A 12,879-nucleotide genomic window follows, 5' to 3' on the forward strand; every position below is an offset into this window, starting at 1 on the left:
GACGGGCGATCCGGGTCGACCCCGCTCAGCGCGGAGCCAGGATCCGCAGCTGGAGCATCGCCGCGAAGCGCTGCTCCGGGTCGGAGAGGTCCAGGCCGCTGACCTGCTCGAGCCGGCGCAGCCGGTAGCGCAACGTGTTGGGGTGGATGAAGAGAGCCGCGGCGGCGGTGCGTACGTCTCCGTTGGCGTCCAGCCAGGCGTCGAGGGTCTCGGCGAGGCCGGAGTCGTTGCGCTCGTCGTAGTCGAGCAGCCGGGCGATCGGCCCGACCGGACGCTCCCCTCGGGCCGCGGCCAGGTCGCGGAGCTCCAGGAGCAGCGACTGGGTGTAGACGTCGGAGAGCCGCGCCACCGAGCGAGAAGCGGTCGCCGGAGCGACGCCGTCGCGGAGCACCCGCAGCGCCCGGTTGGCGGCCTCGCGCGAGGCCACGATGGCGCTGACGTCCGAGCCGACACCACCGACACCGACGACGACCGGCAGCCGGGCACCGAGACGCTCGCAGAACTCCCGGGCCAGCCGGGTCGCCCGCTCCTCCGGTTCGGCCCCCTCGCCGCGCAGCGGCACCAGGGCGTAGACGATCCCGCCGACCACGGCGACGGCCGAGGCCGGCACGGCGGCCGAGAGGTGCACGGCGAGCGCGTCAGCAGCGCGGACCAGGCTGCTGGCGTCGTCCGGGTCGGGCTCGTGCTCGGCCGACGGCTCGTGCCGCAGGGCCAGCGCGAGCACGACGACCGCCCGGCCGGCGAGGCCGAGCCGGCCCAGCGCGTCCCGCGCGCCGGCACCGCCCTCGAGCACGGTGCTGACCAGGTCCGTACGCAGCCGCCGCTGCACGTCGGCACCGGCCCGCACGCGCAGCATGTGCAACGCGACCAGGCTGGCGGCGTCCCGCATCGCCGCACTGCGCTCAGGGGTGACCTCGCCGTCCATGGCGGCCCAGATCGAGCCGAGGACCTCGTCGCCGGCACGCACCGCGATCGCGACCCGCTGCTTGCTGATCCGGTCCTCGTCGAGCCGGGCGGGGTCGACGACGACCGGCCGGTGCTCGCGGTAGAGCTCGCGGAAGACCCCGAGGTCGGTGAGCATCCGCGCATAGCGCTCGGGCACCTGGCGGCCGATGACGGTCTCCACCCGCGAGGCGTCGGCCTCGTCCTGACGACCGGAGAAGGCGAGCACCCGGGAGCTGCGGTCCTCGATCGTGACCGGCGCGTCCAGCAGGGCGCCGATCGCGTTGGCGACCGCGAAGAGGTCGCCCGAGGGCAGTCCGCCGAGCGTCTCGGCCTCGGCGGGGCCGATGTCGCCCTCGGCGAGCAGTGATCGCAGCAGCGCGGTCAGCTGCGCCCACGTCGCCCCGCGGCGTAGGCCGAGCAGGGCGATCCCGGCCTCCTCGACCGCGGCGGTCAGCTCGGAGGTCAGCACCACCGGCGCGCGGACGACCAGCCCGACCGCACCACGCCTCCCCACCTCCCTGACAAGACCGGGCAGCTCGCCCGCCGGCACCCCGACGGCCAGGACCAGCGCCCCCGCCGGGTGGACCGGCTCGTCGTCGGGGTCGTGGATGACCACTCCCCCGATCTCGCCCTCGTGGGCCGGGTCACCCGCCAGCAGCTCCAGCAGCGAGTCGCCGAGGTCGTCGAGGACCCGCCCCAGGCTCGCACGCGGACGCTGGCTCACGCCCGGCATCCTAGGTGGTTGCCGAGGCGAGGGGGATCCATTCGGTCGAGGTGGTGAACGACTCCAGGACGTCGGGGATCGGCGTGACGCCCAGCCCTGGCCCCGTGGGGACGCTCATGTAGCCGTCCTCGATCGTGAGCGGCTCGGTGATGTCGGTCCGGTAGAACCGGTCGGAGGCGGAGATGTCACCGGGAAGCGTGAACCCGGGCAGCGCACCCAGGGCAGCGTTGGCGGCGCGTCCCAGGCCGGTCTCGACCATGCCACCGCACCAGACCGCGAGACCGTGCGCGGCAGCGAGATCGTGGATGCGTACGGCCTCCAGGTATCCGCCCACACGGCCTGGCTTGATGTTGATGATCGAGCAGGCACCGAGGGTGATCGCCGCCGCCGCGGTCTGCGCGGAGACGATCGACTCGTCGAGACAGACCGGCGTGCTGATCTGCCGGGCCAGCGTCGCGTGGCCGAGCACGTCCTCCTCCTCCAGCGGCTGCTCGATGAGCAGCAGGTCGAAGGGGTCGAGCTTGGCGAGGTGGCGGGCGTCGCGCAGCGTGTAGGCGGTGTTGGCGTCGACCTGCAGCGGGATGTCGCCGAATCGCTCGCGGACCGCGGTCACCGGCTCGATGTCCCAGCCGGGCTCGATCTTGAGCTTGATCCGTACGTAGCCGGCGTCCAGGTAGCCGCCGACCACCTCCAACAGCTGCGGGATCGAGTCGAAGATGCCGACCGAGACCCCGCTCGGCACCCGGCCGTGCACGGCGCCCAGCTCCCGGGCCCAGGAGCGCCCGGCCGCGCGCAACTCCGCGTCGAGCACCGCCATCTCCAGCGCCGCCTTCGCCATCCGGTGTCCCTTGAACGGCTCCAGGACCTTCCCGACCGCGTACGCCCCGTGCTGCTCCAGCTCGCCGGGGGCCTCCGCCAGGGCCGGGAGCAGGAATCGGCGGAGCACGTCAGCTGTCGCCTCGACGTACTCGGAGGAGTAGAGCGGATCGGCCATGGCGACGCACTCGCCCCAGCCCTCGCTCTGCGAGGTGACCGCCCGCAATAGCAGGATGTCGCGCTCGGTCTGGGTGCCGAAGGAGGTCCGGAACGGCGACACCAGCGGCATCGACACCCGGCGCAGCTCGACCCCCTCCAGCTTCATGCCTTCCTGCGTCATCTGGTTCCTTCCTCGGTGCTGGTCGTCTCGGTGCTGGTCGTCTCAGACCTAGTCGTCCCGGTTCTCGTGTCGGGGCCCCTCTCGACGAGCAGATAGCCCTTGTCGCGGTGGAACCCGGCCACGTGGCCCGACTCCAGCCCGCTCAGCAGCTGCTCGCGGACCTTCGTACGCCACTCCCTGGCCGTGGCTGGATCGGTGATCCGCAGCGCCTCGATGTCACCGGGCACCTCGACCCAGGAGCCCCCGGGCACGTCGGCGACCTCGACCGGCCGGCCACTACACGCGGCCGCGACCTCCGGCGAGTCCAGCTCCCAGTGCACCAGGATCCGGTCGCTGGCGTCCTCGGCATCGTTGATGCCGTCGGCCATCGACCCGTAGAAGTCGGGGAGATACTCGGCCACCCGAGCGCCGAGCTTGGCCAGGTTGAAGTAGGCGTTGCGGGCCACCAGCGGGTCGAAGGTCCACTCCATCAGCGTGATGCCGTGCTCCAGGCACCACGCCCGCTGGTGCAGCTTCAGTGCGAGGCCCGCGTGCCTCCCCGCCATCGCCGGGACCACCCCGGCGATGTGGCTGTGCATCGTCCGGGCAGCCGGGACCGAGTGGAAGCCGACGCAGACGCCGACCATCTCTCCGCCTGAGCCCTCAGCACCTGAGCCGTCGTTGCCCTCGGTCTCGTCGAACGCGCCCGCTACGTAGCCCTCGGCCTTGCGCATCGCGCGCATGACCTCGGCCCCGAGCGGCGGGTTGTCCGGCACGCCCCAGATCCCGGCGAGCACCTGCTCGGCGCGCTGCAGCTCCACGATGCCGTCGAGCTCGCGGACGGTGATCCGGGCGGCCGCAGCGGCCCGGGCGTATGCCCCCCATGCCTCGGTCACGGCCGGCCTCGCGGTGGGTCGGCAGGGCCGTCCAGGAGCTCCTGCAGCAGACCGTGCAGCAGCACGGTCCGGTCGACGAGCCGGTCGACCAGGACGTGCTCGTCCTCGGCGTGCGCGCCGCCGCCGACCGCACCCAGCCCGTCGAGCGTCGGCGTGCCGACGCCGGCGGCGAAGTTGCCGTCGGAGGCTCCGCCGACCGCCGCCTGCCCGGGCACCGGCAACCCGAGCCGGGAGGCCACCGAGACGGCGCGGTCGAAGAGCTCCGCCGACAGCTCCGCCTCCAGCGGTGGCCGGTTGATCCCGCCGTGCACGACCAGCTTCGCGCCCTCGAGGGCGGGCTCCAGGGCCCGGATCCCGGCATCGACCCGCTCCTGCTCGGCACAGCTCCAGGCGCGTACGTCGACCGTGAACCGCGCCGCGGCCGGCACCGTGTTGAGCGTGGTGCCCGATGTCGCGGACGTCGGCGTCACCGTCGTCCCCGCGGCCAGGTCGGAGAGCGCCGCCACCGCCGGCACCTGCTGGGCCAGCTCGAGCGTCGCGTTGACCCCGTTCTCGGGCTCCAGGCCGGCGTGAGCGGCCCGCCCGATGATCTCGATCTCATACATCGAGGTGCCCTTGCGGGCGGTCTTGAGCTCACCGCCGTCGGCCGAGGCCTCGAGCACCAGCACCGCGGACGCCTGCCGGGCCTCCGTCTCGATCAGCGCGCGCGAGGACGGCGAGCCGAGCTCCTCGTCGCCGGTCACGAGCAGGCAGACACCCTCGGCCGAGGGCAGCGCGGCGACCGCGTGGAAGGCCATCACCAGCCCGGCGAGCATGTCGAAGCAGCCCGGGCCGCGCAGGACACCGTCGTCGACGGCGTACGGGATCCTGGCCAGGGTGCCGTGCGGCCACACCGTGTCGTGATGGCCGAGCAGCAGGACCCGGGGCTCAGGGCCGAGACGCCAGCGCAGGTGAGTGACGCCGTCGACGACCAGACGCTCCGGCGGTGCGCCGAGGAGGTCGGCGCCGAGACGTGCCACGACTTCGGCCGAGCGGGCGACGGCGTCCAGGTCAGCCGACGGCGACTCGATCTCGACCAGCTCCCGGATGTCGGCCAGGAGCTGCTGGAGATCGATCTGAGGATGACTCATTCAGGCCTTCTTCGGGGTCGCGCGGGCACCGAAGTGGATGTACTCCTCGCCGGTCGGCAACGTGTAGAAGCGTACGGGATAGTAGGCCGCGGACTTGTCGGGCTTGACCGCGAAGATCGCCTCGCCGACCGGCACCAGCTCGTGCACCTCCGGCTCGGAGGCGCCCTCCAGCTCGGCGACGGGCCCGGAGACGGTCGTCCGCATCACCGGCTTGCCGTCGAGGACCAGGATCTCCTGCAGCACCGACTCGCGTGCGTACTCGCCGAGGAACGGCGTGATGTCGGCCGCCGGCGCCTCGTCGGGCACCTCGAAGCGGTCCGGGAGGCGTACGTCGGCGAGCTCGGCGAAGATCTCCTCGTAGAGGTCCTGGAACAGCGGGATCGCGCTGCCGACGTTGGTGTTGAGCGAGACCGCGATGCCCGCCTCGGGGACGAGCCGCAGGAACGCGGCCTGGCCGATGGTGTTGCCGTCGTGACCGATCGCGCGCACGCCGTTCCAGTCGCAGCGGAACCAGCCCAGGCCCCAGGAGTCGCCGAGCAGGTCCTTCTCCGGGCACTCGACCTGGTAGGCGGCCATCGCCGCCACCGAGTCGGCCGAGAGGACCTGGGCGCCGTCCTTCGCCCGCCCGCCGTTCATGTGCATCCGAGCGAAGGCGAGCACGTCGGTGGCGGTCGCGGTGATCAGGCCGGCCGGACCGCACGAGCGCGGCAGCCCCCAGACCGGGGCCACGGTGAGCTCCTCGCCGCTGCCGAGGTGGCCCATGGCATGGGCGAACACCATCGCCTCCTCGGGCAGGGTGCCGGTGTGGGTGAGGCCGAGCGGGGTGAACAACCGCTCCTTCATCGCCTGGTCCCAGGTCTTGCCGGTCACCGCCTCGATGACCCGGCCGAGCAGCACGTAACCGGAGTTGCAGTAGGACCAGGTCGCGCCCAACGGGTGGTTCTGGGCGGCCTCGCCGAGGCGGGCGACGTACTTCTCCAGCACGTCGTCACCGCGGCCGGTGTCGGTGAAGACGTCGCCGTCGATGCCGCTGGTGTGAGTGAGCAGGTGGCGGACGGTGACCTTCTGGGTGACGTCGGGGTCACGCAGCTCGAGGTCCTCGAGGATCTCCTTGACCGGGGTGTCGAGGGTGAAGCTGCCCACATCGACCAGCTGCATCACCACGGTCGCGGTCCACACCTTGGAGATCGAGCCGATCTGCCAGACGGAGTCGGTCGTGGCGGGCTGGCCGGTGCCGACGTGGAGCACTCCGGTGGCGGTGGTGAACAGCTCGTCCTCGGCCCCGTCGCGGCCGACGCGGAGGATGCCGAGCTGGGCGCCGGGGACGCCGTGCTTCTTCGCCAGCTCGGTGAGCCGGTTCTCCCAGTGGGCGGTGTCGATGGTCGTCTCGGTGGTCATCGGGTCTCCTTCGTGAGGGGGTGCGGGGCGCCACCGGGGACGGCGGCGAGAAGAGTGCGGGTGTAGTCGTGGGTGGGGCGCTCGAGGACGTCGGCGGCCGGGCCGTGCTCGACGATGCGGCCCTCGCTCATCACCGCGACCGTGTCGGCCACGTAGCGCACGACGGCGAGGTTGTGGGAGATGAAGAGCATCGAGAGTCCGAGCTCGCGCTGCATCTCGCGGACGAGATTGAGTACGGCACCTTGGACCGAGGCGTCCAGCGCCGAGGTGATCTCGTCAGCGATGAGCACCGTCGGCCTGCCGGCGAGGGCCCGGGCCAGCGCGACCCGCTGCCGCTGCCCGCCGGAGAGGCTGCCCGGGCGCTGGCCGGCGCGACCCGGATCGAGGTGGACCAGGTCCAGGAGCCGCGCGACCTCGCTCGTCCGCTCGCCCCGCGAGGGCCGTCCGGCGATCGCCTCCGCGATGCTCTCGCCGATGCTCATGCGAGGGTCGAGGGAGGAGTAGGGGTCCTGGAAGACCATCTGGACTCCCGACCGGGCTTCGGATCGGGCTCCCGACCGGCGTCCGGCGGGGACACCGTCGACCAGGATCCGTCCGCCGCTGACCGGCACCAGCCCCACGGCCGTCCGGGCCAGGGTCGACTTGCCCGAGCCGGACTCCCCGACCAGTCCGACGATCGAGCCGTCGGGCACCTCCAGGCTCACCTCGTGGAGCACCTCGGTCCGACCGAACCGCGCACTGACCTGCTCGAAGACCAAGCTCATACCCGCGCCTCCTTCTCCAGCTCGCTCGGGAGCGGCTCGCCCGCGCGCCAGCACGCGACGCCGTCGACGAGCACGGGCTCCTCGGTGAGGCACTGGTCGGTCGCGAGCGGGCACCGGGCCGCGTACGCGCAGCCGGGCGGGACCGCGGCCGGGTCGACCGGCTGCCCGGGGATGGTGGCCAGCGGCTCGTCCAGGGGCGTGGTCATCGACGGCACGGCGGCGACCAGCGCCCGGGTGTAGGGGTGCCGGGCACCGTCGCGCAGATCGGCGGCGGCGACCTCCTCGACGATCCGGCCGGCGTACATCACCAGCACCCGGTCGCAGACCTCGCCGATGACCGACACGTCGTGGGAGATCAGCAGGATCGCGGTGCCGTGCTCACGGCGCACCGTGGCCAGGAGCGCCAGGACCTGCTTCTGGACGGTGACGTCGAGGGCGGTCGTGGGCTCGTCGGCGATGATCAGCCGGGGCGTGCCCATCAGGCCCATCCCGATCATGGCGCGCTGCCGCATGCCGCCGGAGAGCTCGAACGGGTATGCATGAGCGGCCCGCTCCGGGTCGCGCAGGCGCACCGCTCGCAGCCGGTCGACGGCTCGGGCGAGCGCCTCCCGCCGGCCGAGACCCTGGTGGAAGCGGCTCACCTCGGCGAGCTGCGGCCCGACCCGCATCGCCGGGTTGAGCGAGGTCATCGGGTCCTGGAAGACGACCGCCATGGACGTGCCGAGCAGGTCGTCGTGGTCGCCACCGTCCTGCAGGTGGGTGCCGCAGAAGGTGACGCCGCCGGCCACGTGGCCGGGCTCCTCGACGAGCTGGGCGATGGCGAGCGCGGTGAGCGACTTACCCGACCCCGACTCCCCCACGATCCCCACGGACTCTCCGGCCCGCAGTGAGAAGGAGACGCCGCGGACGGGGGTCGCCGGGGCCGACGGTCCGGGGAATGAGACGGCGAGATCGCGTACGTCGAGCACCGTCTCCTCAGCTGGAGCAGGCATCTCGGGTGCAGCCGTGCGGACCGGCACCGACCAGGCCCGCGGGCCGACGGCCGGCGTCACCCCGAGCGCCCCGGCGATCGCCTCGCCGGTCAGGTTGAAGGCGAGGCCGGCGATGACGACCGCGATCCCCGGCGCGAGCGCGGCGAGCGGATGGACGTAGATCCCGGCCAGACCGTCCTGCATCAGCCGTCCCCAGTCGTAGGCCGGCGCCTGCACGCCCAGGCCGAGGAACGAGAGCCCGGCGAAGGCCAGCAGCGCGCCGCCGGCGGCGATGGTGGCGTTGACGATGAGCGGCTCGCCGATGTTGGGCAGCACGTGCCGCAGCAGGATCCGGACGCGCCCGACGCCCGCGATCCGGGCCGCGGCGACATAGTCACGGGAGCCGACGCCCGCGATCAGGGTCTGGCACAGCCGGGCGAACGTGGGGGCACCGGCGAACCCGATCGCCAGCACCGCTCCCCGAGCGCCGACGCCGAAGACGGTGGCCAGGCAGAGGACGAGGAGCAGACCCGGGAAGGCGACCAGGATGTTGACCAGCGCGGTCACCGGGCGCCCGAGCCTCGGTCCGAGCAGCCACGGCAGCGACCCGAGGAGCAGTCCGGCGAGCACGGCGATCCCGGTCGCGGCCAGAGCGAGGGTGATCGAGAGCCTGGTGGCCACCACGGTCCGCAGGAACAGGTCACGGCCCAGGTTGTCGGTGCCGAACCAGTGCTCCGCCGACGGCCCCGCGAGCAGGTCGTCGGTGTCGACCGCGGTCGCCCGGTCGCCCAGGATCAGCGGAGCCAGGACGGCGACCAGCAGCACGAGCCCGAGCAGGGTCGCACCGACCGCCCCCACCGGCGTACGCAGCGCCCGCATCATGCCTCCCCGATCGTCGAACGGGGGTCGAGCAGTGCGAGCAGGAGGTCGACGAGCGTGTTGACCAGCAGCACGATCCCGCCGTAGACGAGCACGGTGCCCTGCACGACCGGATAGTCCTTGGTGACGATCGACTCCACGATCTTGCTGCCCAGCCCCGGCCAGGCGAAGACGTTCTCGACCAGCACGGTGCCGGCCACCATCGAGGCCAGCAGCATCCCGCCGAGGGTCAGCGTCGCGGTGACCGCGTTCGGGAGCGCGTGCACCAGGTGGATCCTCCGTGCGGGGAGCCGCTTGGCCCGTGCCGTGCGGACGTAGTCGGACTCCAGCACGGAGGTCATCTCGACGCGCACGATGCGGGCGAGCATCGCGGCGGGCCCGATCGCGAGGGCGAGGACCGGCAGGACGTAGGAGGCGGCGCCGTCCTCGCGACCCGCGACCGGGAGCCAGCCGAGGCCGACAGCGAAGACGGCGACCAGGATCACGCCGATCAGGAAGTCGGGGATCGAGCCGATCACGACGCTGCCGGAGGCGAAGCCCAGCGACGTACGCTGCCGACGGCCGCGCCGGGTCGCGACCGCCACGGCGACACCGAGCGGCACGGCGATCAGGAGGGCGAGCGCGAAGGCGAGCAGCCCGAGCGAGACGGTGGCGCCGAGCCGCTGGGCGATCGTCTCGCCGACCGGCAGCTGGGTCTGGATCGACTCCCCGAGGTCACCGTGGAGCAGACCACCCAGATAGTGCAGGTACTGCACGGGGAGCGGGTCGTCGAGGCCGAGCTCGGCGCGACGTGCCTCGACGAGCTCCGTGGGCGCCGTCGTCCCGAGCGCCGCCCGCACCGGGTCACCGGGGACCAGATGGATCATCAGGAACGCGGCCGTGACCAGCACGAACAGCGACACCAGCAGCCGGCCGCCCCGGCGCAGAGCGAAACGGGTCCACCGTCCGCCCGCGCCGGGGACGAGGCCGCGCCTGGGACGCGCACCCGCCGCTGCCGTCGCTGATGCCATGCTCAACCCAGCATCCTGATGCTCGTCGGGACCACGCTGCCCACGACCTCGAGCTCGGCGCCCTGAGAGAAGAACGGCAGCAGGTTGTTGGCGAAAGGCACCACGTCGTTGGCCTGGAACAGGCTCGCCTCCGCGGCCAGCCAGTCCGCGCAGCCCTCGGCGCCGTTCTTGCCCATCGCCGTCTTCACGGCGGCGTCGTAGTCGGCGTTCGCGATGCCGGCGAAGTTGTTCCCACCCTCGGCAGGAGCCGGACCGGAGAGGAACGGCACGATCTGGTCGGGAGTGTTGATGTTGACCGGCTCCCAGGCGACGTCCCAGTCGCCGGTGCCGAACATCGCGGTCTGGATCGCGGTCTGGTCCAGCGACTTCGCGGTCGCGTCGATGCCCACCTTCTTCCAGGCGGCGACGGCCAGCTCGGCCGCGGCGGTGCCGGGCGCGCCGAGCGAGGAGTCGTGGACGAAGCTCACCGCGAGCGGCTTGCCGTCCTTGACCCGGATCCCGTCGGCGCCCTCGGTCCAGCCGGCGTCCTCGAGCGCCTTCTCGGCGGCAGCGGCGTCGTTGTCGGCCAGGTTGCCCTCGACCGAGGATCCGGTGCAGCCCGCCGGTGCGACGACGGCGAGCTGGGTGGCCGGGCCGCCCTTGTCGGCGGTGATCACCTTCTGCAGCTCGGCCAGGTCGAGCGCCTGGGTCAGGGCCGCGCGGACCGCGGGGTCGGCGGTCGGATGGCCCTCGTTGTGGTTGTACCACTGCTCACCGACCACTGCCTGCGCGTCGACGCGGGTCATCTTCGCCCCGTCGAGCCGGGTCGCGTCCTGACCGGCGATCGAGGCGGCGTTGAGCTGACCGGAGAGCAGCTGGTTGGCAGCGGTGGTGTCGTTGGCGACGATCTTGGCCTCGATGGTGGCCGGTGTGCCCGTGGTCGAGGTGCTGGCACCGTCGGGGCCCCAGGTGTAGCCCTCGCGGACCTTGTAGGTGTAGTGGTCGCCGGGGACGACCTCCTCGAGCACGTACGGTCCGGTGCCCGCCGTCTGGTTCTTCAGGCTCGCTCGGTCCTCCATGCCGCTGTCGCAGACCATGGGCAGGTTCGAGAACGCGGCGAGCACGAACGGCGCCGGAGCTGCCAGGGTCACCGTGACCGTCTGCCCGGACGCCTTCGCGGTCGCGCCGGCCGGGACGAACACACCCAGGAACGGGCTCTTGTTCTTCGGGTCCTCGACGTAGCTGATGTTGTCGACGACGGTCTGGGCGGTGAACTCCGACCCGTCCGCGCAGGTCACCCCCTCCTTGATGTCGAAGGTGACCGTGGTGCCGTCCACGTTCCACTTCTCCGCGAGCTGCGGACGCACCTCGCCCTCCGCGTCGACGCTGACCAGGGAGTCGTAGGCGAACCGGCTCAGCTGCAGCAGCGTGCTGGTCACACCGCCCTGCGGGTCGAGGGCGCCAGGGTCGGAGGCGATCGCCATCGTGAACGCCTGACCGTCGGCGTACGACTCCTTCTCCGTGCCACCGGAGCCGGATCCGGAGCCGCAGGCGACGAGGCCGGCGGCGGCCAGCGGGAGGGTCAGTGCCACGAGGGCTGGTCGGGTGCGGAAGGCGTTCATGAAGCGACCTCTTCTGAGTCTCAGCAGGGGATGGGTTCAGTCGGCGCGCGCGACGACGCGGCCGTAGTGGACGTACTTCGCCACGCCGTCGGCATCGCCGATGAAGGCGAAGACGACATGGATGCCGTGGACGGGCTCGGCGGCGATGAACGAGTCGCCCTCGAGGTGGACGAGCGAGAACCGCATCGGCTGCTCGCCGATCTCGGCGATGATGTCCTTGGGAGTGCGGTCCAGGACGAGGCCGCCGTTGCCGTCGTCGGTGACCTCGATGTCGTAGATCGTGTCCGCGTAACGCCCGGTGAACCGGCTGACGTCGACCTTCGCAGGGGCCTCCGGCGGGGTGGGCCGCTCGGGAAGTCGTACGCCGCCGAGCTCCTCGAGCAGGCGCGCGACCGTGGCGTTGAAGAGCCCGAAGACCTCGCCGCCGTTGGTGAGCAGCGCCACGGCCAGCCCCTGCTCCGGCACGACCCGCAAGAACGCCGCCTGACCGATGGTGCCGCCGTCGTGGGCGACCACGGTGCCGTGCGGGGTGTCGAAGAGCTCCCAGCCCAGACCCCAGGCGGTGCCCATGCCGGAGAGCAGCGGCAGCTCGACCTGTCGCTCCCGCATCGCCGCGACAGATGCCGCCGAGAGCACCTGGGACCCGTCCGGCGCGGTGCCGTGGTTCAGATGCATCCGGACGAAACCGAGCAGGTCGCTCGCCGTCATCGCGAGCATCGATCCGGCCGGCGCGTTGGAGCGGGCCAGCGCCCAGGTCGGAGCGGATTCGGGGGTGCCGTCCTCGCCTGGTACGTGGCCGGTGGCAGCCCGGCGCAGGATCGCCTCGTAGGGGCTCGGGGAGACGCTCGCGAGGCGGAGGGGGCGCGCGATCCGCTCGAGGAGAACCTGGTCGTAGGGCTGACCGCGCAGCACCTCGACCAACCGGCCGAGCACGACGAAACCGGTGTTGTTGTAGGAGAACGTCTCACCAGGCGCGAACAGCTGGGGCAGGTCGGTCAGGGTGGCGACATAGCGCTCGACGGCGTCCTCGCCACGCCCGGTGTCGGTGAAGATGTCGCCCTCGAAACCGGAGGTGTGGCAGAGCAGCTGACGGGTGGTGATCTTCTCGCCCGCCGCCCGGTCGCCGATGACGAGCTCGGGCAGGTAGTCGCGCACCGGCCGGTCGAGGTCGAGGAGCCCCTCGTCGACCAGCTGCATCACCAGCGTCGTGGTCCAGATCTTGGTGATCGACCCGATCTGGAAGACCGTCTCGGGGTCGACCTCGACCCCGGTGGCCATGCTCGTCACGCCCGCGGCCGCGGTGATCACCCGGTCACCGACGAGCACAGCGAGCGAGGCCCCCGGCACGCCGTGCTCGGCGACCAGGTCGGCGAAGTCGTCCAGCAGAGGCGGGGCGTCGTGGGGGCGGGTGAGGTCGTGGGGCATG

10 protein-coding genes are annotated in these 12,879 nt (G+C 72.2%); all 10 read right to left on the reverse strand.

Annotation, left to right across the window (positions count from 1 at the left end; all coding sequences use genetic code 11):
* Positions 1-25: 25 nt before the first annotated feature.
* From WBG06_RS00730 to WBG06_RS00775, 10 genes are read right to left on the reverse strand one after another with little or no spacing between them, the layout of a single operon-like run.
* Positions 26-1,678: a PucR family transcriptional regulator gene (locus tag WBG06_RS00730; RefSeq protein WP_336734121.1), complete on the reverse strand. Its 1,653-nt coding sequence runs from the start codon at positions 1,676-1,678 to the stop codon at positions 26-28.
* A 1-nt stretch (position 1,679) separates the two neighbouring features.
* On the reverse strand, positions 1,680-2,825 hold the full coding sequence (menC, locus tag WBG06_RS00735) for an o-succinylbenzoate synthase (RefSeq protein WP_442945397.1): 1,146 nt from the start codon (positions 2,823-2,825) through the stop codon (positions 1,680-1,682).
* Complete coding sequence (locus WBG06_RS00740) at positions 2,822-3,700, reverse strand: GNAT family N-acetyltransferase (RefSeq protein ID WP_336734123.1); 879 nt, start codon at positions 3,698-3,700, stop codon at positions 2,822-2,824. Before WBG06_RS00740 ends, menC begins: the two co-directional genes overlap by 4 nt.
* Positions 3,697-4,830 carry a M20 family metallopeptidase gene (locus tag WBG06_RS00745; protein WP_336734125.1) on the reverse strand — a complete coding sequence of 378 codons (1,134 nt, stop codon included), beginning with the start codon at positions 4,828-4,830 and terminating at the stop codon, positions 3,697-3,699. The genes WBG06_RS00740 and WBG06_RS00745 overlap by 4 nt, the downstream gene beginning before the upstream one ends.
* Complete coding sequence (locus WBG06_RS00750; protein ID WP_336734127.1) at positions 4,831-6,228, reverse strand: serine hydrolase domain-containing protein; 1,398 nt, start codon at positions 6,226-6,228, stop codon at positions 4,831-4,833. It lies immediately after the preceding gene.
* Complete coding sequence (locus WBG06_RS00755) at positions 6,225-6,992, reverse strand: ABC transporter ATP-binding protein (RefSeq protein ID WP_336734129.1); 768 nt, start codon at positions 6,990-6,992, stop codon at positions 6,225-6,227. Before WBG06_RS00755 ends, WBG06_RS00750 begins: the two co-directional genes overlap by 4 nt.
* A complete protein-coding gene (locus WBG06_RS00760) occupies positions 6,989-8,845 on the reverse strand; it encodes a dipeptide/oligopeptide/nickel ABC transporter permease/ATP-binding protein (protein ID WP_336734131.1) in 1,857 nt (618 codons plus the stop codon). Before WBG06_RS00760 ends, WBG06_RS00755 begins: the two co-directional genes overlap by 4 nt.
* Complete coding sequence (locus WBG06_RS00765; protein WP_336734133.1) at positions 8,842-9,852, reverse strand: ABC transporter permease; 1,011 nt, start codon at positions 9,850-9,852, stop codon at positions 8,842-8,844. The genes WBG06_RS00760 and WBG06_RS00765 overlap by 4 nt, the downstream gene beginning before the upstream one ends.
* Before the next feature lie 2 nt (positions 9,853-9,854).
* Positions 9,855-11,453, reverse strand: a complete 1,599-nt coding sequence (locus WBG06_RS00770) for an ABC transporter substrate-binding protein (protein ID WP_336734135.1) — start codon at positions 11,451-11,453, stop codon at positions 9,855-9,857.
* A gap of 36 nt (positions 11,454-11,489) precedes the next feature.
* Positions 11,490-12,878 carry a serine hydrolase domain-containing protein gene (locus WBG06_RS00775; protein ID WP_336734137.1) on the reverse strand — a complete coding sequence of 463 codons (1,389 nt, stop codon included), beginning with the start codon at positions 12,876-12,878 and terminating at the stop codon, positions 11,490-11,492.
* Position 12,879: the final 1 nt, after the last annotated feature.

Source organism: Nocardioides sp. CCNWLW239, from assembly GCF_037137035.1.
Lineage (GTDB): Bacteria > Actinomycetota > Actinomycetes > Propionibacteriales > Nocardioidaceae > Nocardioides.

Excerpts from the sequence above, each read along its gene's own strand:
- menC (WP_442945397.1), bottom strand. The coding sequence starts at position 2,825 with ATGACGCAGGAAGGCATGAAGCTGGAGGGGGTCGAGCTGCGCCGGGTG.
- WBG06_RS00775 (WP_336734137.1), bottom strand. The coding sequence starts at position 12,878 with ATGCCCCACGACCTCACCCGCCCCCACGACGCCCCGCCTCTGCTGGAC.
- WBG06_RS00755 (WP_336734129.1), bottom strand. The coding sequence starts at position 6,992 with ATGAGCTTGGTCTTCGAGCAGGTCAGTGCGCGGTTCGGTCGGACCGAG.
- WBG06_RS00750 (WP_336734127.1), bottom strand. The coding sequence starts at position 6,228 with ATGACCACCGAGACGACCATCGACACCGCCCACTGGGAGAACCGGCTC.
- WBG06_RS00765 (WP_336734133.1), bottom strand. The coding sequence starts at position 9,852 with ATGGCATCAGCGACGGCAGCGGCGGGTGCGCGTCCCAGGCGCGGCCTC.
- WBG06_RS00745 (WP_336734125.1), bottom strand. The coding sequence starts at position 4,830 with ATGAGTCATCCTCAGATCGATCTCCAGCAGCTCCTGGCCGACATCCGG.
- WBG06_RS00730 (WP_336734121.1), bottom strand. The coding sequence starts at position 1,678 with ATGCCGGGCGTGAGCCAGCGTCCGCGTGCGAGCCTGGGGCGGGTCCTC.
- WBG06_RS00760 (WP_336734131.1), bottom strand. The coding sequence starts at position 8,845 with ATGATGCGGGCGCTGCGTACGCCGGTGGGGGCGGTCGGTGCGACCCTG.
- WBG06_RS00770 (WP_336734135.1), bottom strand. The coding sequence starts at position 11,453 with ATGAACGCCTTCCGCACCCGACCAGCCCTCGTGGCACTGACCCTCCCG.